This is a genomic window from Streptomyces sp. 378, from assembly GCF_030124145.1.
In the GTDB taxonomy this organism is placed as follows: domain Bacteria; phylum Actinomycetota; class Actinomycetes; order Streptomycetales; family Streptomycetaceae; genus Streptomyces.
The window spans coordinates 117912-142485 of record NZ_JASKMS010000011.1 but is presented as its reverse complement, the minus strand read 5'-3'; the positions used below and the strand labels follow the sequence as shown (position 1 = coordinate 142485).

Genomic DNA, 24574 nt, shown 5'->3' with positions numbered 1-24574 from the left:
AGTGCGCCGAGCAAGGGACCGCCCATGACCACCACCCTGGATTCCCTGGAACCCGCCCTGTCGGTGCGGCAGATCCTCACCCTGGAGCGGGTGCTCGCCGGGGAGCCCGAGGTGGTGGCCGGCGCGACCCATCTCGACCGGCCGGTGCGCTGGGTGCACGTCGCCGAGGCCGCGGACGTCGGTGTGATGCTCAGCGGCGGCGAGATGGTCCTCACCACCGGCGTCCTGCTCGCCGGCGACGAGGACAAGCAGGCCGAGTACGTCCGGTCCCTGCACCGCGCGGAGGCCGCCGCCGTCGTCCTCGGACTCGGCCGCGCCTTCCCCGCGGCGCCGGACGTGATGCGCCGGGCGGCCGAGCGGTGCGGACTGCCGATGGTCGTCCTGCACCGGCCCTTCCCCTTCGCCGAACTGACCGAGGAGGTCCAGTCGAGGCTCGTACTGCGCAAGTTCGCCGCCGTCAGCCTCTCCGAGGCCGTCCGCACCGAACTCACCGCCCTCATCACCGCGGGCGCCCCACTGCAACGCCTGCTCGACGAGGTCGCCCGGCACAGCGCCTGCCCGGTCGTCGTCACCAACCTCGCCCACCGCGTCCTCGGCACGGCGGGGGAGCGGCCCGCGGTGGACGACGTGCTGCGCGACTGGGAACGCATCGCCCGGCAGGCAGGGGGGCACCGCCCAGGCCGTTCAGGCACTGGGGGAGGCACCGAGGGCGACGGCTGGATCCGGGCCGAACTGGGCGGGCGCGGGGAACGCTGGGGCCGGATCGTGCTGTGCGGCTACCGGGGCGACACCGCCACCGGACGGCTGCTCGCCGACCGCGCCGCCGAGGCCCTCGTCCTGCACCGCATGCTCGCCGGGGGCGCCGCCTGCTCCTGGGAGGAGCAGTCCGCGCAGAGCCTGCTGACCGACCTGGTCAGCGGTGCCGTACCGGCGCGGCAACTCCTGCCCCGGGCCCGCGCGGCCGGGCTGCCCGTCAACCGGCGCACCTTCGTACCGCTGGTCGTCCGCGACGCCGACCCCGCCCGGCTCGAACGGCTGCTGCGGCTGCTGGGCCTGCCCGGGCTGGTCGCCGAACTCGCCGACGGCGCCACCGCCGTACTGCTGAGCGTTCCCCGGGACCAGGACGCGGGCGCCCTCGCCACGCACTTCGCGACCCGGCTGCGCACCGAGCCCGGCCCGGACCGCACCGTCGTGGCGACGGCCGAACCCCGGGCCGCCTGGGACGACGTACCCACCGGACTGCGCGAGGCGCAGCACGTCGCGGACGCCGTGGCCGACTCCTCCGCCGTCCTCGACCTCCCCCCGGTCGTGCGCCTGAAGGACGTCCATCTGCGGGGCCTGATCCGGTTGCTGCGCGACGACCCGCATGTGCAGTCCTTCGCGGAGCGGGAGCTGGACGGGCTGCTGCGCGAGACCGAGCAGGACCTGCTGTCGGTCCTGCGCACCTACCTCGCCACCGGCCGCAACAAGTCCCGCACCGCCCAGCTCCACCACGTCTCCCGGCCGGCCCTCTACCGCCGTCTGGAGGCCATACAGGTCCGCCTCGGGGTGGACCTCGACGACTTCGAGCAGGCCGTCTCGGTGCACATCGCGCTCCTCGCGCACGACGCGCAACAACAGTGAAACAAGCGACCACCTGGGAAAACGGCGGTGAAACATGGGCCCACGACAGAGTGACACGGTGGCACGCCGCACGCCCTTCGACGTGACACGCTGCAACTCAAAGACACCCGCGCGACTTCCTAGGCTCACGGCACACCGAGCGACCGGAGGTCCCGATGAGCCCAGTGATCCGTGCCGCCGTCTTCCAGACAGCCTGGACGGGCGACAAGGAATCGATGATCCAGGTCCACGAGCAGGCGGCCCGCGACGCCGCCGCGCAGGGCGCCCAAGTCCTCTGCTTCCAGGAGCTGTTCTACGGACCGTACTTCTGCCAGGTCCAGGACCCGGCCTTCTACGAGTACGCCGAGCAGATCCCCGAGGGCCCGATCGTCCGCCGCTTCCAGGCCCTCGCGAAGGAACTCGGCATCGTCCTGGTGCTGCCGATGTACGAGGAGGAACAGCCCGGCGTCCTGTACAACACCGCCGCCGTGATCGACGCGGACGGCTCCTACCTCGGCAAGTACCGCAAGACGCACATCCCCCAGGTCAGGGGCTTCTGGGAGAAGTTCTACTTCCGTCCGGGCAACTCCGGCTGGCCGGTCTTCGACACGGCCGTCGGCAAGGTCGGCGTCTACATCTGCTACGACCGGCACTTCCCCGAGGGCTGGCGCGCCCTCGGCCTGGCGGGCGCCGAGATCGTCTTCAACCCCTCGGCCACCTCGCGCGGCCTGTCCGGCTACCTCTGGCAGCTGGAGCAGCCGGCGGCGGCGGTCGCCAACGAGTACTTCGTCGGCGCGATCAACCGGGTCGGGGTCGAGGAGTACGGCGACAACGACTTCTACGGCACCTCGTACTTCGTGGACCCGGAGGCCCGGTTCGTCGGCGAGGTGGCGAGCGACAAGGAGCCCGAACTGATCGTGCGGGACCTGGACATGGCCAGACTCCGGGAGGTCCGCGACCGCTGGCAGTTCTACCGGGACCGGGCACCGGGGGCCTACGGACCGCTGACAGCACCGTGAAACGTCCGCGGGGGACGTGCCCTCAGGGGCGCGGGACCGCGTTCGGCATGCGGCTACCGCCGCGTGGGCGCGACCAGCCACCCACCACCCGCATCAACCCACCGCGAGGAGCGACCACGACATGAGCAGCCGTACAGTCATCCGCGGCGGCCTCGTCATCACCGCATCCGACGAGATCCACGCCGACGTCCTGATCGAGGACGGCCGCATCGCCGCCCTCGCCGCCTCCGGCACCCCCGCCGCGCAGACCTTCACCGCGGACCGCACGATCGACGCCACCGGAAAGTACGTCATCCCCGGAGGCGTCGACGCCCACACCCACATGGAGCTGCCCTTCGGCGGCACCTTCGCCTCCGACACCTTCGAGACCGGCACCCGCGCCGCCGCCTGGGGCGGCACGACCACCATCATCGACTTCGCCGTGCAGAGCGTCGGCCACAGCCTGCGCGAGGGCCTCGACGCCTGGCACGCCAAGGCCGACGGCAACTGCGCGATCGACTACGGCTTCCACATGATCGTCTCCGACGTCAACGAGCACACGCTCAAGGAGATGGACCACCTGGTCGAGGAGGGCGTCACCTCCTTCAAGCAGTTCATGGCCTACCCGGGCGTCTTCTACAGCGACGACGGCCAGATCCTGCGCGCCATGCAGCGCTCCGCCGACAACGGCGGCCTGATCATGATGCACGCCGAGAACGGCATCGCGATCGACGTCCTGGTCGAGCAGGCGCTGGCCCGGGGCGAGACCGACCCCCGCTACCACGGCGAGGTCCGCAAGGCCCTGCTGGAGGCCGAGGCCACCCACCGCGCCATCAAGCTCGCCCAGGTGGCCGGCGCGCCCCTGTACGTCGTGCACGTCTCGGCGACGGAGGCGGTCGCCGAACTGGCCCGGGCCCGCGACGAGGGGCTCAACGTCTTCGGCGAGACCTGCCCGCAGTACCTGTTCCTGTCCACCGACAACCTCGCCGAGCCCGACTTCGAGGGCGCGAAGTACGTGTGCAGCACGCCGCTGAGGCCGAAGGAACACCAGGCCGCCCTGTGGCGGGGCCTGCGGACGAACGACCTCCAGGTGGTCTCCACCGACCACTGCCCGTTCTGCTTCGTCGGCCAGAAGGAACTCGGCCGCGGTGACTTCTCCAAGATCCCCAACGGCCTTCCCGGCGTGGAGAACCGTATGGACCTCCTCCACCAGGCCGTCGTCGACGGGCACATCTCGCGCCGCCGCTGGATCGAGATCGCCTGCGCCACCCCGGCCCGGATGTTCGGCCTGTACCCGAAGAAGGGCACCCTCGCGCCGGGCGCCGACGCCGACGTCGTCGTCTACGACCCGCACGCCCAGCAGGTCATGTCGGCCGAGACGCACCACATGAACGTCGACTACTCGGCGTACGAGGGCAAACGCACCACCGGCCGGGTCGAGACGGTCCTCTCGCGCGGCGAACCCGTCATCACCGAGCGGGAGTACACCGGCCATGCCGGGCACGGCGTCTTCACCCCGCGATCCACCTGTCAGTACCTCAACTAGGAGTGGTGCAGATGGACTTCGGACTCGTCCTGCAGGCGGACCCGCCGGCCTCCCGGGTGATCAGCCTGATGAAGCGGGCGGAACGCAACGGCTTCACGTACGGCTGGACCTTCGACTCCGCCGTGCTGTGGCAGGAACCGTTCGTGATCTACAGCCAGATCCTGGCCAACACGACGAAACTGAAGGTCGGGCCGATGGTGACCAACCCGGGCACCCGCACCTGGGAGGTCACCGCCTCCACCTTCGCCACCCTCAACGACATGTTCGGCAACCGCACGGTCTGCGGCATCGGCCGCGGCGACTCCGCGATGCGCGTGGCCGGCCGCAAGCCCAACACCCTGGCCCGGATCAGCGAGGCCATGAAGGTCATCCGGGACCTCGCCGGCGGACGGGAGGCCGACCTCGGCGGCGGCACCGTCGTCCGGTTCCCGTGGATCAATCCGGACGCCGAACTGCCCGTCTGGATGGCCGCCTACGGCCCCAAGGCCCTGAAGATGGCCGGTGAGGAGGCGGACGGGTTCATCCTCCAGCTGGCCGACCTGTACCTCACCGAGTACATGGTCAAGGCCGTGAAGGACGCGGCCGTCGCGGCCGGCCGGGACCCCGCCGAGGTGACCATCTGCGTGGCGGCCCCGGCGTACGTCACCGAGGACGACTCGCCCGAGGCACTCGCCCACGCGCGCGAGCAGTGCCGCTGGTTCGGCGGCATGGTCGGCAACCACGTCGCCGACCTCGTCACCAAGTACGGCGAGCACTCCGCCCAGGTGCCCGACGAGCTCACCGAGTACATCAAGGCCCGCGAGGGCTACGACTACTCCCACCACGGGCGCAGCGGCAACCCGGACACCCGGTTCGTGCCCGACGAGATCGTCGAGCGGTTCTGCCTGATCGGCCCGGTCGAGAAGCACATCGAGAAACTGGAGGCGCTGCGCGCGCTCGGCGTGGACCAGTTCGCCGTCTACGACATGCACGACGCGCAGGAGGCCGTGATCGAGGCCTACGGAGCCCGGGTGATCCCGGCCGTCAACGGCTGACCTCCACCGCCGCACCTCCCCCTGTGAACTCCCCCTTCCCAGCGGCTCGGGAAGGGGGCCCAGGACGCTCACCGACGCCCCCGGAGCGCACCCCCCCCATCGGCGCCACCGCACGGCCTTTCCCGTCCCGTCTCCCCTGATTGGCCCGGCCCATGACCGATACCGCTCCCACCGCCCCACCGCCACCCGCCCAAGTCACCCTCGCCGACGGCCGGGTGGAGATCGCCCCCGGCGCCCCCGCACCGACCGGCCCCTACGCCAACGACGACCTGCTGCCGGTACCGGTCGAGAAGCGCACCTGGACCACCTACAACTTCTCCGCACTGTGGGTGGGCATGGCCCACAACACGGCCTCCTGGACCCTGGCCTCCGGGCTCATCGCCGTCGGCATGGACTGGAAGCAGGCGGTGCTCACCATCGCCCTGGCCAATGTGATCGTGCTGATACCGATGCTGCTCACCGGCCACGCCGGGCCGAAGTACGGCATCCCCTTCCCGGTCTTCGCCCGGGCCTCCTTCGGTATCCGCGGCGCCAACCTGCCCGCGGTCGTACGGGCGTTGGTGGCGTGCGGCTGGTTCGGCATCCAGACCTGGATCGGCGGTGAGGCCATCTACTTCCTGGCCGGCAAGCTCATCGGCACCGGCTGGACGGACGCGGCGAAGGTCGGCGGCTACGCCTGGACCATGTGGCTGTCGTTCGCGATCTTCTGGGCGCTGCAGGTCGTCATCATCTACCGGGGTATGGAGACCCTCCGCCGCTTCGAGAACTGGGCGGCGCCCTTCGTGCTCGTCGGCGCGTTCGTGATGCTGTGGTGGATGAGCGACAAGGCGGGCGGCTTCGGCCCGCTGTTCGACCAGCCGTCGAAGCTCGGCTGGGGCCCCGACTTCTGGAAGCTGTTCGCCCCCGCCCTCATGGGCATGATCGGCTTCTGGTCCACGCTGTCGCTGAACATCCCCGACTTCACCCGTTATGGCAGGAGCCAGAAGGCGCAGACCTGGGGTCAGGCGCTCGGCCTGCCGACCACCATGACCCTCTTCGCCTTCCTGTCGGTGATGGTCACCTCCGGCAGCCAGGCCGTCTACGGCGAGGCCATCTGGGACCCGGTTCAGCTCGCCGCCAAGACCGACAGCACGGTGGGCCTGCTGTTCGCGCTGGTCACCGTCCTGGTCGCGACCCTCTCCGTCAACGTCGCGGCCAACCTGGTCTCTCCGGCGTTCGACTTCTCCAACATCGCGCCCCGCAGGATCAGTTTCCGGGCCGGAGCCCTCGCCACCTGCGTCCTCGGGGTGCTGATCTTCCCGTGGAAGCTGTACTCCGACCCGGAGGGCTACATCTTCACCTGGCTCGGCCTGGTCGGCGGGCTGCTCGGCACCGTCGCGGGCATCCTCATCGCCGACTACTGGATCCTGCGCCGCTCCCGGCTCGATCTGGCCGACCTGTACCGCCCGGGCGGCCGCTACTGGTACGACGGCGGCTGGAACTGGCGAGCCGTCGCCGCCTTCGTGGTCGGCGGTGTCCTCGCCGTCGGCGGCGCGAGCTTCAAACCGCTGATCGACGGCCGTCCGATCCCGGCGCTGGCCGATCTGGCCGACTACGGCTGGGCGGTGGGCCTGGGCACCTCGATGGTGCTGTACCTGCTGCTGATGGCCCTGCGAGGCCGTGACCGCGCGGCCGTCTGACCCGGACCGGTGCTGGAGGGCGGCGATCAGCCCTCGTCGGCCTCCAGCGCGGCCACCGCTTCCTTCGCGGCCTTGATGGCACCCTTGTTGATCGTGTCCGTACCGGGCGCCTTCTTCGACTCGAAGTCACTGCCGTTGTAGGTGATCGTCACCAGCGCGTTGGAGGCGCGGGCGATCACGACGCCCTCGCGGGTCTCCTGCTTGTCCTCGGTGGTGAGGGTCACTACGGAGTAGGCGCTGTCACCCAGACCGGGCACGGCCCCGCCACCGCTCTTCTTGTCCGTGTGCTCCTGGTACGCCTTCTGTGCCGCCTCGTCCGACTCCATGACCTCGTAGGACACGTCGAGCCAGCGGTAGTCGTAGCCCTTGAGCGCGTTCCAGGAGCAGGTGCGGCGCAGCTTGGTGTCCGTGGACGGTATCTCCTTGCCGCTCGCCTTGGCGCCCGGCACCAGCGACTCGATCGTCTTCTCGGCGACGCTGTCGCACGGGGCGGGCGCGGCCGAGTACGCCTTGGACACCGTCGACGTGGACGGGGCGGACGCGGCTCGGGTCTCGGTCTTCTCTTCGGCCGGCTTGTGCGCGGCGGCCTGTGGCGCGACGAGCGGACCGGACGACAGCGCCCAGCCCGCCGCGGCGAGCACCACCACCGGGGACAGACGGGCGGTCAGAGCCAAGGGCAGAGGTAGAGAACGCACGGCGCCCTTCTCGTGGGGGACGACGGTGCGGAACGGGTCCGCACGGCGGACGGGACGACAGTGTCACATGAGTGTCTGTGGTGCGGAAGTGCGAACTCGCTCCGTGGCCGCGCGGTGACCGGGTCCCGCTGTCCACCGCCCGGATTTCGGCTGGTTCAGCGACCGGTGAGTGCTTTGCGGCAGGTGCGTGTGTAGTTGGAGGGCTGCGGTGGTTGCTGTCGACAAGTGCCCGTCCACCTGCGTCCACCTGCGATCTTCCGAGGTTTTGGCGGCGCCGCGACACGGGGAGGGGGACGGGTGGCGTGCCCTTGAGCGCATGCGACGACGAGAGATGAGAAGGCCGTATGTTCACGTCCCGCCCCACCCTCCAGGGCACCTTCGGCATGGTGTCCTCCACGCACTGGCTCGCCTCGCAGTCGGCGATGGCCGTGCTGGAGGACGGCGGCAACGCCTACGACGCGGCCGTGGCGGGTGCGTTCGTGCTGCACGTCGTCGAGCCGCACCTCAACGGCCCGGCCGGGGAGGTGCCGATCCTGCTCGCCCCGGCCGGCGGCGAGGTACGGGTGCTGTGCGGGCAGGGCGTCGCACCGGCCGGGGCGAGCGTCGTCCACTACCGTGACCTCGGTCTGGACCTCGTCCCCGGCACCGGGCCGCTCGCCGCCGCCGTACCGGGCGCGTTCGACGCCTGGATGCTGCTGCTGCGCGACCACGGCACCAAGTCCCTCGACGACGTCCTGAAGTACGCCATCGGGTACGCCGGGCACGGCCACGCGCCCGTGGAACGCGTCGGCGAGACCGTCGAGACGGTGCGCGAGCTGTTCGAGACGGAGTGGACCTCGTCCGCGGAGGTCTACCTGCCCGGCGGCAAGGCGCCCCGTCCCGGCGAGCTCTTCAAAAACCCCGCACTCGCCGCCACCTGGAAGCGCCTGCTCGCCGAGACCGCCGGAGCGGGGGACAGGGAGGCGCGGATCGAGGCCGCGCGGGAGGTGTGGCGCACCGGGTTCATCGCCGACGCCCTCGTCCGCCAGGCCGGGCGCCCCACGAGGGACACCAGCGGAGAACGCCACACCGGAACCCTCACGGCCGCCGATCTCGCCGCCTGGTCCGCGACCTACGAGACGCCGGTGACGTACGACTGGAACGGCTGGACCCTGTGCAAGCCGGGCCCCTGGAGCCAGGGCCCGGTCCTCCTCCAGCAACTCGCCCTGCTCCCGCCCGAACCGCCCCGCTACGGCTCGGCCGACTACGTCCACCTCCTGGTGGAGAACTGCAAGCTCGCCATGGCCGACCGGGAGGCCTGGTACGGGGACGCCGCCGACGTGCCGCTCGACGACCTGCTGTCCGACGCGTACAACACGGCCCGCCGCGCCCTCGTCGGCGAGCGGGCCGAGCACGACCTGCGGCCGGGCAGCCCCGGCGGACGCACACCGCGGCTGTGCGCGCACGCGCGCGTGGCGGCCGCCGCCCAGGAGGGCTACGACGCCCTGGGGGTCGGCGAACCGACCGTCGCCCAGAGCCCGGCCTCCCCCGTGCCGGGCGAACCGGAGGTCCTGACCGACGGGACCACCCGCGGCGACACCTGCCACCTCGACGTCGTCGACCGCTGGGGCAACATGGTCTCGGCCACGCCCAGCGGCGGCTGGCTCCAGTCCAACCCCGTCGTGCTCGAACTCGGCTTCCCGCTCGGCACCCGGCTCCAGATGACGTGGCTGGAGGAGGGACTGCCCAACTCCCTCACCCCCGGCCGGCGCCCCCGCACCACCCTGACGCCCTCCCTCGCCCTGCGCGACGGCGTGCCCGTCATGGCGTTCGGCACGCCCGGCGGCGACCAGCAGGACCAGTGGCAGCTGCACTTCTTCCTCGCGGTCGCCCTGCGCGCCCCCGTGCGCGGCGGCCTCGACCTGCAGGGCGCGATCGACGCCCCGAACTGGCACAACGACAGCTTCCCCGGCTCCTTCTACCCGCGCGGCATGCGCCCGGGCAGTGTGACCGTGGAGTCCCGCACCGACCCGGCCGTCGTCGCGGAGCTGCGGCGCCGCGGCCACGCCGTGACCGTCGGCGGGCCCTGGTCGGAGGGCCGGCTGTGCGCGGTCGCACGGGATCCGGAGACCGGCGTGTTGTCGGCGGCGGCGAATCCGCGCGGCATGCAGGGGTACGCGGTGGGCCGGTGATCCGGTATGCCGCTGTTCATCGCGACGAGACCCGCAGTGCACCCGGCGGAGGCGTCTTGTCAGTGACACGTGTTGTCATGGAGGGGTGATCGATACGAACGAAACCATCGAAGAGTTTCTCGCAGAGCACGCCTCCGACGTCGAAGAGGCGGTCCGCAAGGCGGCCGCCGGCGAGATCATGCCGCGCTGGCGCCGGCTCGCCGCGCACGAGGTGGACCAGAAGAGCGGCCCGCACGACCTGGTGACCGACGCCGACCGCAAGGCCGAGCTGTTTCTGACCGAGGCGCTGGCCGCCCTGCTGCCCGGCTCGGTCGTGGTCGGCGAGGAAGCGGTCCACGCCAATCCGGCGTCGTACGAGGCGATAGGCGGCGACGTCCCGGTCTGGATCGTCGACCCGGTCGACGGCACCCGGCAGTTCGTGCGTGGCGAGGCCGGGTTCTGCACCCTGGTCGCGCTGGCCGTCGGCGGCACCCTGCTCGCGTCCTGGACGTACGCGCCCGCCCGTGACCGGCTCGCCACCGCCCAGCGGGGCAAGGGCGCCTACCTCGACGGGCAGCGGCTGTTCGCCGGTGTGCCCGAGCCCGGCCGGGACCTGCGCGTGGCCACCTCCCACCCGGACTACACGACGGAGGAGGAGAAGCACGCCCTGCTCCACCTGCGCACGGACGGTGTGGAACCGCGCCCGTGCGGCTCGGCCGGTCTGGAGTACCTCGCCGTCGCACGCGGCGAGTTGGACGCCGTCGCGTTCTCCTGGGAAGCCGCCTGGGACCACGCGGCCGGTCTGCTGCTGGTCGAGGAGGCCGGTGGCGTGCACCTGACCCGCGCGGGTGAGCCGTTCCGCATCACGGGCGGCAATGTCCTGCCCTTCACCGCGGCCCGCGACGCGGCAACGGCCCGCAGGGTGGTGGGGCTGCTCTCGGGCGGGGTCTGAGCGCCGGAACCGTCGCCTGCCGCGCACGGCCGATCGCTCACCGTGCGCACAGGCGGCTCCGGCCGCCGCTCAGCGGCCTTTCACAGCGGACATCACCCGTGGCCGGTGACGGACAGTCCCCGGGCATATCCTGATCCTCAGTGGCCGTCGGCTGACGAAGGGGTCCCAAGGTGCCGTCGATGCTCGATGCCGTCGTAGTGGGTGCGGGGCCGAACGGACTGACCGCGGCCGTGGAGCTGGCCCGCCGGGGCTTCTCCGTCGCCGTCTTCGAGGCCCGGGGCACCGTGGGCGGCGGAGCCCGCACAGAGGAGCTCACCCTCCCCGGCTTCCGGCACGACCCGTGCTCCGCGGCCCACCCGCTGGCCATCAGTTCCCCGGCGTTCCGCGCCCTGCCGCTCGAACGCTACGGCCTGGAATGGCTGCACGCCGAGCTGCCCATGGCGCACCCTTTCCCGGACGGCACCGCGGCCGTGCTGGCCCGGACGGTCGGCGAGACGGCCGCCTCCTTCGGCCCGCGCGACGCCGGCGCGTACCGCAAGCTCGTCGCGCCCTTCCTGCCCAGGTGGGACACCCTCGCCCGGGACTTCATGTCCCTGCCGCTGACCGCGCTGCCCCGCGACCCCGTCACCCTCGCCCGCTTCGGCCTGGCCGGCCTGCCCCCCTCGACGCTCCTGATGCGCCGCTTCCGCGACGAACCGGCCAAGGCCTTGTTCTCCGGGCTCGTCGCCCATGTCATGGCACCGCTCGGCGGCTTCGCCACCAGCGCCGTCGGCCTGGTCTTCGCCCTCGCGGCGCACGCCCGTGGCTGGCCCGTCGCCCGCGGCGGCTCCCAGTCCCTCTCCGATGCCCTCGCCGCCCACCTGCGCGACCTCGGCGGCAGCGTCCACACCGACTACGAGGTCAAGCGCCTCGACGACCTGCCGCCGGCCCGCGCGTACGTCTTCGACACCTCGCCCACCGCCCTGGCCCGCATCGCCGGCTTCGGCACCCACTACGCCGGCTACCGCTACGGACCGGGCGTCTTCAAGATCGACTACGCGCTGGACGGCCCCGTGCCCTGGACCGCGAAGGAGGCCCGTGCCGCCGGCACGGTGCAGATCGGCGCGAGCAGCGCGGAGATCGGCGCGGCCCTGCGCGCGGCGTCCCGGGAGGGCCGGGCTCCCGACAAACCGTTCCTGATCACGGTGCAGCCGAGCGTCGTCGACCCCACCCGGGCTCCGGCGGGCAAACACGTCTTCTGGGCCTACGGGCACGTCCCGAACGGCTGGACCGGCGACCTCACCGAGGCCGTCGAGCGCCAACTGGAGCGTTTCGCGCCGGGGTTCCGCGACCGCGTCCTGGCCCGTGCCACGGCGGGCCCGCCCGAACTCGCCGCCCGCAACGCCAACTACGTCGGCGGGGACATCGCCTGCGGCGCGGTCTCCGGCCTGCAGCTCCTGCTGCGCCCGAAGCTCACCCTGTTCCCGTACCACACCCCCCATCCGGCCGTGTTCATCTGCTCCTCGGCGACCCCGCCGGGCCCCGGAGTGCACGGCATGTCGGGGCACAACGCGGCCAAGGCCGTGTGGAAGCGACTGAGGCAGATATGACGGCCGTCGAACTGGTCCAGGGCGACATCACCCACGAGAGCGCCGACGCGATCGTCAACGCGGCCAACTCCTCACTGCTGGGCGGGGGAGGGGTCGACGGGGCGATCCACCGCCGCGGGGGCCCGGCCATTCTGGAGGACTGCCGCAGGCTTCGTGCCGCGCACCTCGGCAAGGGCCTGCCCACCGGTCAGGCTGTCGCCACCACCGCGGGCGACCTGGACGCCCGCTGGGTGATCCACACGGTCGGCCCGGTGTTCAGTACGACCGAGGACCGCTCCGGCCTCCTCGCCTCGTGCTACCGCGAGTCGCTCCGCGTCGCCGCCGAACTCGGCGCCCGTACCGTCGCGTTCCCCGCGATCTCCACCGGCGTCTACGGATGGCCGATGGACGATGGCGCCCGGATCGCGGTCGGGACCGTGCGGGCGGCGGACACGACGGTCGAGGAGGTCCGGTTCGTCCTCTTCGACGAGCGGGCGTACGAGGCGTTCGCCGCCCGGCTCCACTGACGGCCCGGGGACGGCAGGGTTCCGCGGCCTCTCCGAGCGCCTTTCGGGGCAGGGCCTCCTCAGACGGGCTCGGGCTCGAAGTGCCACAGCAGGTCCCGGCCGGGCTGGACGACGCCGTAGGTGCTCTCCGGTACGGCGTTCCAGACGCCCGGCAGATCGCCCAGCGGCTCGGACACGACCAGCCGTGTCTCGTCGGAGACGTGGTTCAGGAAGCCCAGGTCGGGGTGGAGGGCCCGTATGTCCTCCACCCGGCTGCTGTAGTACAGCGACCGCGATGTCCCCGCGCTGGAGTACCGGAAGAACCACAGCCGTTCCCCGTCGGTCACCGTGACCGTCATCTGGAGCGGCTGCGGCACCCCGTGCTCGCGGCCCAGCCGCTCGATGAGCCCCGTCATCCGGGCCACCGCGCCCGGCGGATCGCCGTCCAGCCCGAGGGTGAGCGCCATGTGGAACATCACCTCGGAGTCCGTCGTGCCCTCCAGCGACGGGAACAGCCCCGGGTCCACGGTGAGCATGAGATCCCGGCGCAGGTCGAAGTAGCCGTCGATCGCCCCGTTGTGCATCCACATCCACCGCCCGTGGCGGAACGGATGGCAGTTCGTCTGCTGCACGGCCGAGCCGGTGGAGGCGCGCACATGGGCGAAGAACAGCGGCGAGCGGACGTGGTCGGCGATCTCCCGCAGGTTGCGGTTGCTCCAGGCCGGGCCCGTGTCGCGGATGACGGCCGGGGTGCGCAGGTGCCAGGCGTACCAGCCCACGCCGAAACCGTCTCCGTTGGTGGTCTCGACGCCCATCCGCGCGTGGAGACTCTGGTCGATCAGCGAGTGCTCCGGGCGGTAGAGGACGTCGTCGAGCAGCACGGGAGTGCCCGAGTAGGCGAGCCAGCGGCACATGGCCGGTACCCCCGTTCCGAGCCGCCCGGCCGAGCCGCACGGCTCCGTAGGTGGTGTGCGTGCCCCCAGAGAACAATGACCGGGGCCGGGGCGCATCGCCCGCGGCGGGTGGTTGTGGGGCCTGGGTCGCCTCGTCCGGGGTGGCCGGGCACCTGGCCGGTGCGGCGGTGGGCCTGCCCCGGTGGGAGGCCCTCGGGCTCCTGGTGGTGATCGACCACCTGGCGGCGGGCCCTGGGCGGGGCCCATTGCCCGCGTGGCGGGTGGTTGTGGGGCCTGGGTCGCCTCGTCCGGGGTGGCCGGGCACCTGGCCGGTGCGGCGATGGGCCTGCCCCGGCGGGAGGCCCTCGGGCTCCTGGTGGTGATCGACCACCTGGCGGCGGGCCCTGGGCGGGGCGCAGCGCCCGCGTGGCGGGTGGTCGTGGGGCCGGGGGCGCTCTGTCGGCGGTGGCCGGGCACCTGGCCGGTGCGGCGATGGACTTGCCCCGGTGGGAGGCCCTCGGGCTCCTGGTGGTGATCGATCACGTGGCGGTGATTGCCACCTGGTGGTGGTCGATCACCTGACGGCCGGGCCCTGCCCGGGGCGGGGCCCAGTGCTTCGGCGTGGTTGCCGGAGCGACCCGGCAGCCGCGCGGAAGGGCCGGGCGCTCACCCCGTCGTGGCGTGCACCCGGCCTGAGCGGGCCGCCTCGCCGAGCGCTTCGAAATCCCGCTCGTTCTGATCGGCGTACGCCTGCGCGAACACGGCCAGCGCCCGGTCGAAGCGGTCGCCGCCGCCCAGGTAGGCCGCGATGGCGATGGGGTCACCGGAGCGGGCGTGGGCGCGTGCCAGGCTCGCCCCGCACAGCTGCCCGAACAGCCGGAGCAGGCCGGGGTTCATGGTCTCCGGCCGGGCGATGCCCTTCCAGTCCCGCAACTGCCGGACGTAGAAGTCCCGCTCCTGTCCGTCCAGCCCCACCGCGTGGGTCCAGCCCAGCAGGATGTCGCTGGTCGTCTGGATCAGCCGCTGGCCGGCCACCACGCGCCGGCCCTGGTTGTCCCAGCGGTCGCCGACACTGTGGGCGGCGAGGACGGACTCCTGTGCCTCCTTGGCCTGGAGCAGCAGGGGATCGTCGTCGTCCCGGCCCAGCAGCAGCACGATCCAGCAGCGGGTGCCGACACTGCCGACCCCGACCACCTTGCGGGCGATGTCCACCGGGCGGTAGTGGCGCAGCAGATACCGGCGCTCCGACGACAGGGTCCGTGCGTAGCCCTCCAGGACGGCGCGCAGTTCCTGCTCCTGGCCGTGCGGCGAGGCGTCGGTCACCAGGTCCCGCAGGGGGGTGATCAGCGGTGGGTCCGGCGTGATCCGCCGTCCCTCGGCCGTGGCCCGGGTGAGCTTCGCGTAGGCCTGCAACCCGGTGCGTGTCCGGGCGCTCGCCGTGGCCTTCTCGGTGCGCCGCCGGGCCTCCTTGGACAGCGACGCGGCCATCAGCTCCCGCAGCCGGTCGGCGTCGTCCTGGGCGTACCAGATGTCGAGGGTGCGCATCCCGGCGAATTCCCGCATCCGGCGCCGGTAGGCCCGGACGCACGCCTCCACCGCGCTGTGCTGCTCCGCCGCCGAGAAGCCGTTGGCCCGGCCCGCGATCACGAACCCGGCCGCGAGCCGTTTGACGTCCCACTCGAAGGGGCCGGCCAGCGTCTCGTCGAAGTCGTTGATGTCGAAGACCAGATGGCGCTCCGGCGAAGCCAGCAGCCGGAAGTTCAGCGGATGGGCGTCTCCGCACAGCTGCACCCGCAGCCCGGTGTCCGTGGTGGCCCCGAGGTCCGCCGCCATGACCGCCGCCGCGCCGCGATAGAAGCGGAACGGGGACTCGAGCATGCGGCCGTAGCGGATCGGCACCAACTCCGGTACACGGGTGGCCGACTGGCGCTGCACCACCTCGACCGGGTCGAACCGGTCCGGCCCCGCCTCGAACCCGGCGTGGGCCGAGCGCGGGACCCGCCGCCGTGCGTGCCGGCCCGCGGCCGCTCGCTCGGCCGGTGACACGAAGGTCGTGAAGGGGCTCGATACGGTCATGGCTCAGCGCTCCGGCCGTGAGGGGAAGTCGTCCGAGGGCTCCCGGCCCTGCCGGCGCAGTCCCGCCTGCACCGCGCCGGCGAGGACCCGTGCCGCCACGCCCACCAGCAGCAGCCCGCCCGCCATCTGCGTCATCGTCAGCGTCCGCCCGGTCTGGGAACGGGCCACGATGTCGCCGTAGCCCACGGTGGTGAAGGTGGTCAGCGTGAAGTACAGGGAGTCCGTCTTGGTCAGCGGCTCGCTGAACGAGCCCGGGGTGGAGTGCTCCAGCAGGAAGTAGGCGCCCGCGAAGAGCAGCAGGAACAGCGCCAGCGTCGTGCTCAGCGCCTCGACCGCCTTCAGCCGGGGGTAGGGCGAGGCCACGATGGCCCGCACCTCCCACCAGAAGACCACGACCACCAGCAGCAGACCGCACCCCAGCAGCACCGAGTCGCCTCCCGTGCCGCGTCCGTCCAGGGGCAGCACGTAGTAGACGGTGACGAGCCCGGCCGCGATGAGCGCGGCACGCACGAGGGCCGAGACCGCCGCGCGCCGCCGACGCCCCGGCCGCCGCCGGTGCGGTATCCGCGCTGCATCGTCCATCGCCGTGTCTCTCGTTCTCGGTCCGGCCCCCGGACACCCCACGAGGCCATGCCCACCACCTCAGCGCCCTCACGCCGCACACGGATCACCCGCCACGGGTGAGGCGGGCCCGGCCCGGCCCCGGGCAGGCTGAGGTCCATGGGGACGGTCGCCGGGCCTGCCCCGGGACGGAGGACCGACGTGGACGCGCAGACCTACCTGGCATACGACTTTCCGCTGCTGAGCGCCTTCTGGTCGATGCTGTGGTTCTTCCTCTGGATCATGTGGTTCGTCCTGCTCTTCCGGGTGGTCCTCGACATCTTCCGCGACGATTCCCTGAGCGGCGGGGCCAAGGCCGGCTGGCTGGTCCTCTGCGTCGTCCTGCCCTTCCTGGGCGTGTTCCTCTACGTCCTCGCCCGCGGCCGGAACATGGGCCGCCGGGAGACGGACCGGGCCCGCGCTCAGCAGCAGGCCCTCGACAGCTACATCAGGGAGGCCGCCCGGGGCGGCGACGGCCGGCCCAGCAGCGTCGACGAACTCGCCAGGCTGTCCGACATCCGCTCCCGCGGCGACATCACGGACGAGGAGTTCCGCAGGGCGAAGGAGCTGGTACTGAGCGGCTCCGCGGCATCGGGCGCCTCGGCCCCCGGTACCCCCACCTCCGGTCGCTGACCGCGCGCCGGACCCAGCAGAAGCGAGGTAACAGATGGCCGCCACACACCCTGCGCACGGGCGCACGACAGCGAAGCACGGCCTGGCCACCGGCATGATGGTCTTCGCGGCCGTCATGCTGATGATCGCCGGAATCCTGGCCGTCTTCCGCGGCATCGCGGCGATCGCCGAGGACGAGGTCTTCGTCTCGACCGAGAACTACATCTTCGCGTTCGATCTCACCGGCTGGGGCTGGATCCACCTCAGCCTGGGCGTGGTAGCCGTGCTCGTCAGCATGGGACTGTTCCAGGGAGCGGGCTGGGCGCGCGTCACCGGCGTGGGCATCGCCGCACTGGTCATCATCGCGAACTTCCTCTCCCTGCCGGCCTACCCGGTCTGGTCCGTGGTCATGATCGCGATGTCCGCGTTCATCATCTGGGCCCTGTGCACCCCAAGCAGGGGCGACGCCTGAGCCGTCGGGGCTCAGGCCCGGGTGCGGACCAACAGCAGAGCCACGTCGTCGTCCGGTTCGGGACTCAGCGCGCTGAGCAGACTGTCGCTCGCGCGCTGAAGGCTGTGCCCGGCGTTCCCCAGCAGCCGTGTCAGCGTGTCGAGGCCGGTGTCGATGGGCTCCGCGCGGTTCTCGACCAGCCCGTCCGTGTACAGGGCGAGCAGGGAGCCCGGGGTGAGTTCCACCTCCAGCGTGCCGAAATCCACCCCGCCGACCCCGAGCGGGACACCGCCCGGCACGTCGAGGAGCGCCGCGCTGCCGTCCGGCCCGGCGAGCACCGGCGGCAGATGCCCGGCGCTGGACAGCTCGCAGGTACCGCGCCGCAGGTCGCACACCGCGTACACACAGGTGGCGATGGCATCGCCCAGCGAGCCGGCGATGTCGTCGAGGTGGCGCAGCAGCTCGGCCGGTGGCAGGTCCAGCCGCGCCAGCGCCCGCGTCGCCGTGCTCAGCTGCCCCATGATCGCCGCCGCCTGGACGCCCTTGCCCATGACGTCCCCGACGACCAGCCCGGTGCGTCCCGGGCCCAGCGGCAGGACGTCGTACCAGTCGCCGCCGACCTCGCTGAGGGCCGGGCGGTAGCGGGCGGCGATGTCCAGTCCCTCCCGCTCGGCCGGCGTGCTGGGGAGCAGGCTGCGCTGCAGGGTCAGGGCGGTGCCGCGTTCGCGGCCGTAGAGACGGGCGTTGTCGACGCAGATCGCGGCGCGGGCGGCGAGCTCCGAGGCGAGCACCTGGTCGCGGTCGTCGAAGGGGAGCTCGTTGACCGTGCGGTACAGCGACAGTGTGCCGAGCACCTTGCCCCGGGCCATCAGCGGCAGTGCCAGGTAGGAGTGGGCACCGGCTTCGTGCAGCGCCTGGGCGGCTCGCGCGTCCCGGGCCAGACGCCGCAGCATCTTGGCGTCCACGTGCTCCACCAGGACCGGGCGGGCGTCGCGGACGCACTGCGTGATGATCCGCGACGACCCGTACGTGGCCAGCTCGCCCACCGGGTCGGCGGCGTGGATGGCGTCGGTGGGGTAGCCGGCCGCGACGGCCAGCGCACGGAACTCGGCCGGGGCGCCGCCCGACACGGGCACGATGGTGCCGCCGGCCACGACGGACTCCAGGACGTCCACGGCGGCCAGGTCCGCGAGCTGCGGCACGACTGCGTCGGCCAGCTCCCGGGCGGTCTGCTGGAGGTCCAGCGTGGTGCCGATCTTCACACCCGCGTCGGCGATCACCGACAGGTGCTGGCGTGCCTGAGCGACCTCGGCGGCGGCCTGCTGGCGTTCGGTGACGTCCAGCACGGCCATGGCGAGCCCGAGCACCCGGCCGTCGGTGTCCTCGATGCGGTGGTACGACTCCGAGTAGGCGCGGTCCTGGACGTCCGCCGCCGTCCGGCCGACGGTCTGCTGGTCGAGCAGCGGCCTGCCGGTCTCCAGGACGTGCCGCATCCGGGCCTCGATGGTCTCCACGTCCAGGTCGGGCAGCACCTCGCCGATCCGGCGCCCCAGCACGGCCTCCTCGGGCACGCCGTTGATCCGCTCCAGGGCCGGGTTGACCCCGACCCAGCGCAGCTCGTTGTCGAAGACGGCGATGCCGAGCGGGGTCTGGTTGACGAGACTGTGCGAGAGGGCGAGGTCGCGCTCCACCTTCCGTACGGTCGACGCGTCCGTGGCGAGTCCCAGCAGGTGGGGCTGCCCCTCGGAGTCGAGGAGGCGCATCGTGCGGAACTCCACGGCGCGGTCCGTGCCGTCGCGGTGCCGCAGCGGGAAGACACCGGCCCACCGGGCGCCCGTGCTCACCTGGGCGAACAGCTCCCGGCCCCGCGACCTGTTCTCCGGGGACACCAGGAAGGTGTCGGCGCGCCGGCGCAGCGCCTCCTGCGCGGTCCAGCCGAGCAGCTGCTCGATCTCGGGGCTCCACAGGGCGATGTGCCCGCCCGCGTCGAGGACCACGGCCGCGACCTTCAGCAGATCCAGCAGCCCGCCGGGCGCGGCCGTGACGGTGTCGCGGTCCGAGGTCGCATACCCGTTCATGCGAGCCGCTCCTTCCGGCGCGGCAAAGGTACCGCCGAGATCTGTTGCGCGGGCTGTCCGATGAGGTCACATTACGGTCGGGGAAGCGCCACTGTCGCGCCGAAATGACGAGAGATCGCGGGTCGGTGCCCGCGGGGAGGGAATGCCCTCGTGGGGGAATGGACACTGCGGGAGAGCCTGCTCACCGCGTCGGGGACCGTGCGCTGGGACCGGTTCGGCGACCCCGGCGGCGAACCGGTCGTGCTGCTGCACGGGACGCCCTTCTCGTCGTTCGTGTGGCATGAGATCGCGCCCGCCCTCGCCGCCGCCGGGCACCGCGTGCACGTGTGGGACATGGCCGGTTACGGCGCCTCGGCGATGCGCTCCGGCCAGGACGTCTCCCTGGGCGCCCAGGGCCGGATCTTCACCGAGCTGCTCTCCCACTGGGGGCTGGAGGAGCCGGCGGTCGTCGCGCACGACTTCGGGGGCTGCGTGGCGCTGCGTGCCCACCTGCTGCACGGGGCCCGCTACCGGCGGCTCGCGCTGGTCGACCCGGTGGCCCTGGAGCCCTGGGGTTCTGCCTTCTTCCGGCTGGTCGGGGAGCACAGCCGGGTTTTCGAGCAGCTCCCGGCGGCACTGCACGAAGCCCTGGTGCGCGAGTACGTCTCCTCCGCGAGTCATCTCGGGCTGCGGCCCGCCACGCTCGACGCGCTCGTCGGGCCCTGGACGGGGGAGGAGGGCCAGGCCGCCTTCTACCGGCAGATCGCCCAGGCCGACCAGCGCTACACCGACGAGATCCAGCCGCTGTACCCGGCGATCGAGCTGCCCGTCACGGTGTGCTGGGGGACCGAGGACACCTGGATCCCGTTCGCCAAGGGGCAGGAACTCGCCGCCCTGATCCCCGGGGCGCGGCTGGTGCCCGTCCCGCAGGCCGGTCATCTCGTCCCGCTCGACGCGCCCGCCCGGCTGACGAGCGAGTTGCTCGGCTTTCTCACGGCGACCGGCTGACGGCCACCTGACCCCGGATAACCATCAGGACCGCACAAAGTCCGACGGGGTCATTGCTTCGGTTGTGTTCGAGTCCTAGGGTGTGCCTGCTCAGCAGTTGCTCCGTCACCGTCAGTTGCCTGCGTACCAACAGAAACGCCCATCACGGATGGGGCGTTGGGGGCCGCACCTGACATGCCCTCAGTCCGTGCAGCACCCTGTCGAACCGAGGAAGGCCAACGGTCATGCCGTACCCGCACCCGCACCCCTCTCCCGCCGACCGGCCGGTCGTCAGCCGCCGCCGACTGCTGGAGGGAGGAGCCGCCGTGCTCGGCGCGCTCGCCCTGTCCGCGTCGCCCGCCGCGGCGTACGCGGCCGGGCGGCGCCCGGCGGCGGACGGCCCGCCGGAGTGGAACGACGGCCTGGCCACCTACCGGATCGGCACCGAGCCGCCGCACACCACCCTCACGCCGTACGCGGACCTCGGGCCGGCGCTGAAGGCCGACCGCGAGCGCTCGCCGTACCGCCAGAGCCTGGACGGCACCTGGAAGTTCGCCTACGTGGACCGCCCCGACGACCGGGACACCGACTTCTACCGCACCGACGTCGACGACTCCGGCTGGGACACCATCCCCGTGCCCTCGGCCTGGCAGCTGCACGGCTACGACTTCCCGATCTACGTCAACATCACCTACCCCTGGTGGGGCCCCAACGGCGGCGGTGAGAACGCCCAGCCGCCGGCCGCCCCGACCCGCTACAACCCCGTCGGCCAGTACCGCCGTACGTTCACCGTGCCCCGCGACTGGACGGGCCGGCGCACCTTCCTGCACTTCGAGGGCGTCAAGTCCGCGCACTACGTGTGGATCAACGGTGAACTGGTGGGCTACCACGAGGACTCCTACACCTCCGCCGAGTACGACATCACGCCCCACCTCAAGCCGGGCACCAACCAGATCGCCGTCGAGGTGTACCGCTACTCCGACGCGGAGTGGCTGGAGGACCAGGACATGATCCGGCTGAGCGGCATCTTCCGCTCGGTCCACCTCTACTCCACGCCGAGCGTGCACCTGCGCGACTTCCGCCTGGACACCCCGCTCGGCGACGACTACACCTCCGCCGAACTCAAGGTCACCGCGCACGTGCGCGACTACGGCGGCGAGGGAGGCGGCCGCCACACCGTCGAGACCCAGCTCTACGACGCGCGCGGCCACGCCGTCTGGTCGCGGCCGCTGAACGGGTCCGTCGACGTCCCGGACGGGGACGAGGCCACCGTCGAGGCGTCCAGAGCCGTCCCCGCGCCCAAGCTGTGGTCGGCCGAGCACCCGAACCTCTACACCGCCGTGCTGCGACTGCGCGACCCGTCCGGCAAGGTCGTCGAGACCCTCTCGCACCGGGTCGGCTTCCGCGAGTTCGCGCTCAAGGACGGCCTGATGCGCATCAACGGCAAGCCGGTCTCCTTCCGCGGCGTCAACCGGCACGAGATCCACCCCGAAAGCGGCTCGGCGCTCACCCGTGCGCAGATGATCGAGGACATCGAGGTCATCAAGCGGCTCAACATCAACAGCGTCCGCACCTCTCACTACCCCAACAACCCGCTGTGGACGGAACTCGCCGACGAGTACGGCCTGTACCTCGTGGACGAGACCAACCTCGAAACCCACGGCATCCGCGACAAGTTCCCCGGCAGCGGACACCCCGAGTGGACCGAGGCGTGCGTGGTCCGCGCCCAGAACATGGTCCACCGCGACAAGAACCACGCCTCGGTGGTCATCTGGTCCCTCGGCAACGAGGCGGGCGGCGGCACCACGTTCAACGCCATGTACGACTGGATCCGCTCCTACGACCCCACCCGCGTCATCCAGTACGAGGGCGACGACCGCCCCGGCATCAGCGACATCCGCTCCGAGATGTACGACAGCCCGCAGCGGGTCGAGCAACGTGCCAAGGACACGAACGACACCCGCCCGTACGTGATGATCGAGTACTCGCACGGCATGGGGAACTCCAACGGCAACTTCAAGAAGTACTGGGACCTCGTCCGCCGCTTCGACGTCCTCCAGGGCGGCTGGATCTGGGACTTCGTCGACCAGGCCCTGAGCTGGCCGGTTCCGACCCGCAAGCTGCTGACCGAGTCCGGCCCGGGCGCACTGCGCGGCGAGGTCATCGCACCCGCCGCCGGCTTCGACCGCGCGAAGGGCGTCTCCGGCGGCACCGTCTTCCCCCGCGACGCCCGCCTCGACCTCACCGACTCCCTCACGCTGGAGGCCTGGGTCACCCCGGGCGTGACCGGCGGCCACCAGCCCATCCTCGCCAAGGGCGACACCCAGTACGCCCTCAAACAGACCGACAAGAACCTGGAGTTCTTCATCCACGGCGGCGGCCAGTGGGCCACCGCGAGCTGGGCGCTGCCCGACGGCTGGACCGGCAAGGAGCACCACGTCGCCGGCGTCTTCGACGCGGACGCGGGCACGCTCACCCTGTACGTCGACGGCCAGGTGCGCGGCACCCGGACCACCACCCGGCGCCCCGCCGACAACACCGCGTCCCTGGCGCTCGCCACCGACGTCGACAACCCGACCCGGGAGTTCAGCGGAACCATCCGGCGGGCCCGCGTGTACGCCCGTGCCCTCAGCGCCGCCGAGCTGGCCTCGGACAGCCGCGGCCCGGACGACGAGGGCGTGCGCTTCTGGTTCGACGCCGCCACCGTCGGCTTCACCGAGAAGCGCCCGCGCGAAAAGACGTTCTTCGCCTACGGCGGTGACTGGGGCGACAGCCCCAACGACGGCGCCTTCTGCGGAAACGGCATCGTCACGGCCGACCGCGCCCTCACGGGCAAGTCCGCCGAGGTCAAGCAGATCTACCAGGCCATCAATGCCGCCCCGGCCTCCGGCGGCCCCGGTGCCGTCACCCTCACCAACGAGTACCTCTTCACCAACCTCCGCGAGCTCGACGGGCGTTGGTCCGTCGTCGCCGACGGCGAGGTCGTCCAGCGCGGCCGGCTGACCCGCGACCAGCTGAACGTCGCCCCGCTCAGCAGCAAGGACATCAAGGTTCCGGTACGGCTGCCCGCCAGGCCCGAGCCCGGCACGGAATACTTCCTGCAGCTCTCCTTCACCACCAGGGAAGCCACCAAGTGGGCGAAGGCGGGCTTCGAGGTGGCCAAGCAGCAACTCGCCCTCGACGCGGGCAGCCCGGCCGTGAAGCCCGTACCGCTGAGCGGCGTGCCCGCCCTCGGCCACACCGACGGGGACAAGAGCGTCACCGTGAAGGGCAGGGGCTTCACCGTCACCGTCGACAAGGGCACCGGCACCATCACCTCCTACGAGGCGGGCGGCATCCGGCTCATCACCTCCGGCCCCGTCCCGAACTTCTGGCGGGCGCCCACCGACAACGACCGCGGCAACGGGCAGCACACGCGCAACCAGATCTGGCGCGACGCCGGAGCGAAGCGGAAGGTGACCGACGTACGGGTGCGATCCCTGGACGACCGGGCCGTCGAGGTCACCGTCACCGGCACACTGCCCACCGGAACCGAGTCCACGTACAGCACGACGTACACGGTCTTCGGCAACGGGGAGATCAGGGTCGACAACACCCTGCACCCGGGCGCGGCGAACCTGCCGTACATCCCGGAGGTCGGCACCCTGCTGTTCCTGCCGCGGAGCCTGGACCGGCTGCACTACTACGGCCGGGGTCCCGAGGAGAACATGTGGGACCGCAACAACGCCACCGACGTGGGCCTGTACTCCGGGACCGTCTCCGGGCAGTGGACCCCCTACCTGCGTCCCCAGGAGAACGGCAACAAGACCGATGTGCGCTGGGCCGCGCTGACCGATGGCAGGGGGCGGGGGCTGCTGGTGTCCGGTGAGCCGCTGCTGGAGGTCAACGCCTCGCGCTTCACCCCCGAGGACCTGTCCGTCGGGGCCCGCCACGACTACCAGCTCACCCCCCGGGACGCGGTGGTCCTGCGGGTCAACCACCGCCAGATGGGCGTGGGCGGCGACAACAGCTGGGGAGCGCACACGCACGACGAGTTCAAGCTGCTCGCCGACCGGGACTACGCCTACACCTACCGGCTGCGTCCGCTGACGCGGGTGAGCCGGGCGATGGAGGCCTCGCGGCGGCCGACGGCCACCCGCTAGTGCCTGCTGCGGCACTGGAACCCGCC

18 protein-coding genes are annotated in these 24574 nt (G+C 71.9%); 13 read left to right on the top strand and 5 right to left on the bottom strand.

The annotated features are described in order from the left end of the window. Positions 1 to 24 precede the first annotated feature (24 nt). The 5 genes from QNO09_RS17535 (at position 25) to QNO09_RS17515 (ending at position 6859) form a co-directional block, all read left to right on the top strand. Positions 25 to 1623: a PucR family transcriptional regulator gene (locus QNO09_RS17535; protein ID WP_283971125.1), complete on the top strand. Its 1599-nt coding sequence runs from the start codon at positions 25 to 27 to the stop codon at positions 1621 to 1623. Positions 1624 to 1778: 155 nt separating this feature from the next. Beyond that, on the top strand, positions 1779 to 2621 hold the full coding sequence (locus QNO09_RS17530) for a nitrilase-related carbon-nitrogen hydrolase (RefSeq protein WP_283971124.1): 843 nt from the start codon (positions 1779 to 1781) through the stop codon (positions 2619 to 2621). A 121-nt stretch (positions 2622 to 2742) separates the two neighbouring features. Further along, complete coding sequence (hydA, locus tag QNO09_RS17525) at positions 2743 to 4146, top strand: dihydropyrimidinase (RefSeq protein WP_283971123.1); 1404 nt, start codon at positions 2743 to 2745, stop codon at positions 4144 to 4146. An 11-nt stretch (positions 4147 to 4157) separates the two neighbouring features. Then, entirely contained in the window at positions 4158 to 5180 is a 1023-nt protein-coding gene (locus QNO09_RS17520) for a TIGR03842 family LLM class F420-dependent oxidoreductase (RefSeq protein WP_283971122.1), read from the top strand. 152 nt (positions 5181 to 5332) lie between these two features. Further along, a complete protein-coding gene (locus QNO09_RS17515; RefSeq protein ID WP_283971121.1) occupies positions 5333 to 6859 on the top strand; it encodes an NCS1 family nucleobase:cation symporter-1 in 1527 nt (508 codons plus the stop codon). Between the two features lie 26 nt (positions 6860 to 6885). Here QNO09_RS17515 and QNO09_RS17510 read toward each other — a convergent pair whose 3' ends face one another. Continuing rightward, positions 6886 to 7554 carry a hypothetical protein gene (locus QNO09_RS17510; RefSeq protein ID WP_283971120.1) on the bottom strand — a complete coding sequence of 223 codons (669 nt, stop codon included), beginning with the start codon at positions 7552 to 7554 and terminating at the stop codon, positions 6886 to 6888. Between the two features lie 344 nt (positions 7555 to 7898). Between QNO09_RS17510 and QNO09_RS17505 the strand changes: the two genes are divergently transcribed. The 4 genes from QNO09_RS17505 to QNO09_RS17490 all read left to right on the top strand — a co-directional run bounded on the left by QNO09_RS17505 (position 7899) and on the right by QNO09_RS17490 (position 12751). Beyond that, positions 7899 to 9725: a gamma-glutamyltransferase family protein gene (locus QNO09_RS17505; protein ID WP_283971119.1), complete on the top strand. Its 1827-nt coding sequence runs from the start codon at positions 7899 to 7901 to the stop codon at positions 9723 to 9725. 85 nt (positions 9726 to 9810) lie between these two features. Continuing rightward, the gene (locus QNO09_RS17500) at positions 9811 to 10656 is read left to right on the top strand and encodes an inositol monophosphatase family protein (protein WP_283971118.1); all 846 of its coding nucleotides are present in this window, start codon (positions 9811 to 9813) and stop codon (positions 10654 to 10656) included. A gap of 179 nt (positions 10657 to 10835) precedes the next feature. Then, the gene (locus QNO09_RS17495) at positions 10836 to 12245 is read left to right on the top strand and encodes a phytoene desaturase family protein (protein WP_283971117.1); all 1410 of its coding nucleotides are present in this window, start codon (positions 10836 to 10838) and stop codon (positions 12243 to 12245) included. Further along, positions 12242 to 12751, top strand: a complete 510-nt coding sequence (locus QNO09_RS17490) for an O-acetyl-ADP-ribose deacetylase (protein ID WP_283971116.1) — start codon at positions 12242 to 12244, stop codon at positions 12749 to 12751. The genes QNO09_RS17495 and QNO09_RS17490 overlap by 4 nt, the downstream gene beginning before the upstream one ends. A gap of 59 nt (positions 12752 to 12810) precedes the next feature. On the opposite strand, the gene QNO09_RS17485 is transcribed toward QNO09_RS17490, so the two are convergent. The 3 genes from QNO09_RS17485 to QNO09_RS17475 all read right to left on the bottom strand — a co-directional run bounded on the left by QNO09_RS17485 (position 12811) and on the right by QNO09_RS17475 (position 16281). After that, a complete protein-coding gene (locus QNO09_RS17485; RefSeq protein WP_283971115.1) occupies positions 12811 to 13644 on the bottom strand; it encodes a class II glutamine amidotransferase in 834 nt (277 codons plus the stop codon). 645 nt (positions 13645 to 14289) lie between these two features. Beyond that, a complete protein-coding gene (locus tag QNO09_RS17480) occupies positions 14290 to 15699 on the bottom strand; it encodes a DUF2252 domain-containing protein (protein ID WP_283971114.1) in 1410 nt (469 codons plus the stop codon). Positions 15700 to 15702: 3 nt separating this feature from the next. Continuing rightward, positions 15703 to 16281 carry an ion channel gene (locus tag QNO09_RS17475; RefSeq protein ID WP_283971113.1) on the bottom strand — a complete coding sequence of 193 codons (579 nt, stop codon included), beginning with the start codon at positions 16279 to 16281 and terminating at the stop codon, positions 15703 to 15705. A gap of 180 nt (positions 16282 to 16461) precedes the next feature. Here QNO09_RS17475 and QNO09_RS17470 point away from each other — a divergent pair, with 180 nt between their 5' ends. Both QNO09_RS17470 and QNO09_RS17465 read left to right on the top strand, forming a co-directional pair. Continuing rightward, positions 16462 to 16932, top strand: coding sequence for an SHOCT domain-containing protein (locus QNO09_RS17470; RefSeq protein WP_283971112.1), 471 nt, complete (start codon positions 16462 to 16464; stop codon positions 16930 to 16932). A 34-nt stretch (positions 16933 to 16966) separates the two neighbouring features. Next, on the top strand, positions 16967 to 17383 hold the full coding sequence (locus QNO09_RS17465) for a DUF7144 family membrane protein (RefSeq protein ID WP_283971111.1): 417 nt from the start codon (positions 16967 to 16969) through the stop codon (positions 17381 to 17383). 11 nt (positions 17384 to 17394) lie between these two features. Here the strand turns inward: QNO09_RS17465 and QNO09_RS17460 are convergent, their stop codons facing one another. Further along, the gene (locus tag QNO09_RS17460; RefSeq protein ID WP_283971110.1) at positions 17395 to 19440 is read right to left on the bottom strand and encodes a SpoIIE family protein phosphatase; all 2046 of its coding nucleotides are present in this window, start codon (positions 19438 to 19440) and stop codon (positions 17395 to 17397) included. Between the two features lie 150 nt (positions 19441 to 19590). Between QNO09_RS17460 and QNO09_RS17455 the strand changes: the two genes are divergently transcribed. Together QNO09_RS17455 and QNO09_RS17450 are read left to right on the top strand one after the other, a co-directional pair. Next, positions 19591 to 20427, top strand: coding sequence for an alpha/beta fold hydrolase (locus QNO09_RS17455; RefSeq protein ID WP_283971109.1), 837 nt, complete (start codon positions 19591 to 19593; stop codon positions 20425 to 20427). 224 nt (positions 20428 to 20651) lie between these two features. Further along, positions 20652 to 24548, top strand: coding sequence for a glycoside hydrolase family 2 TIM barrel-domain containing protein (locus QNO09_RS17450; protein WP_283971108.1), 3897 nt, complete (start codon positions 20652 to 20654; stop codon positions 24546 to 24548). The last annotated feature ends 26 nt before the right edge of the window (positions 24549 to 24574 follow it).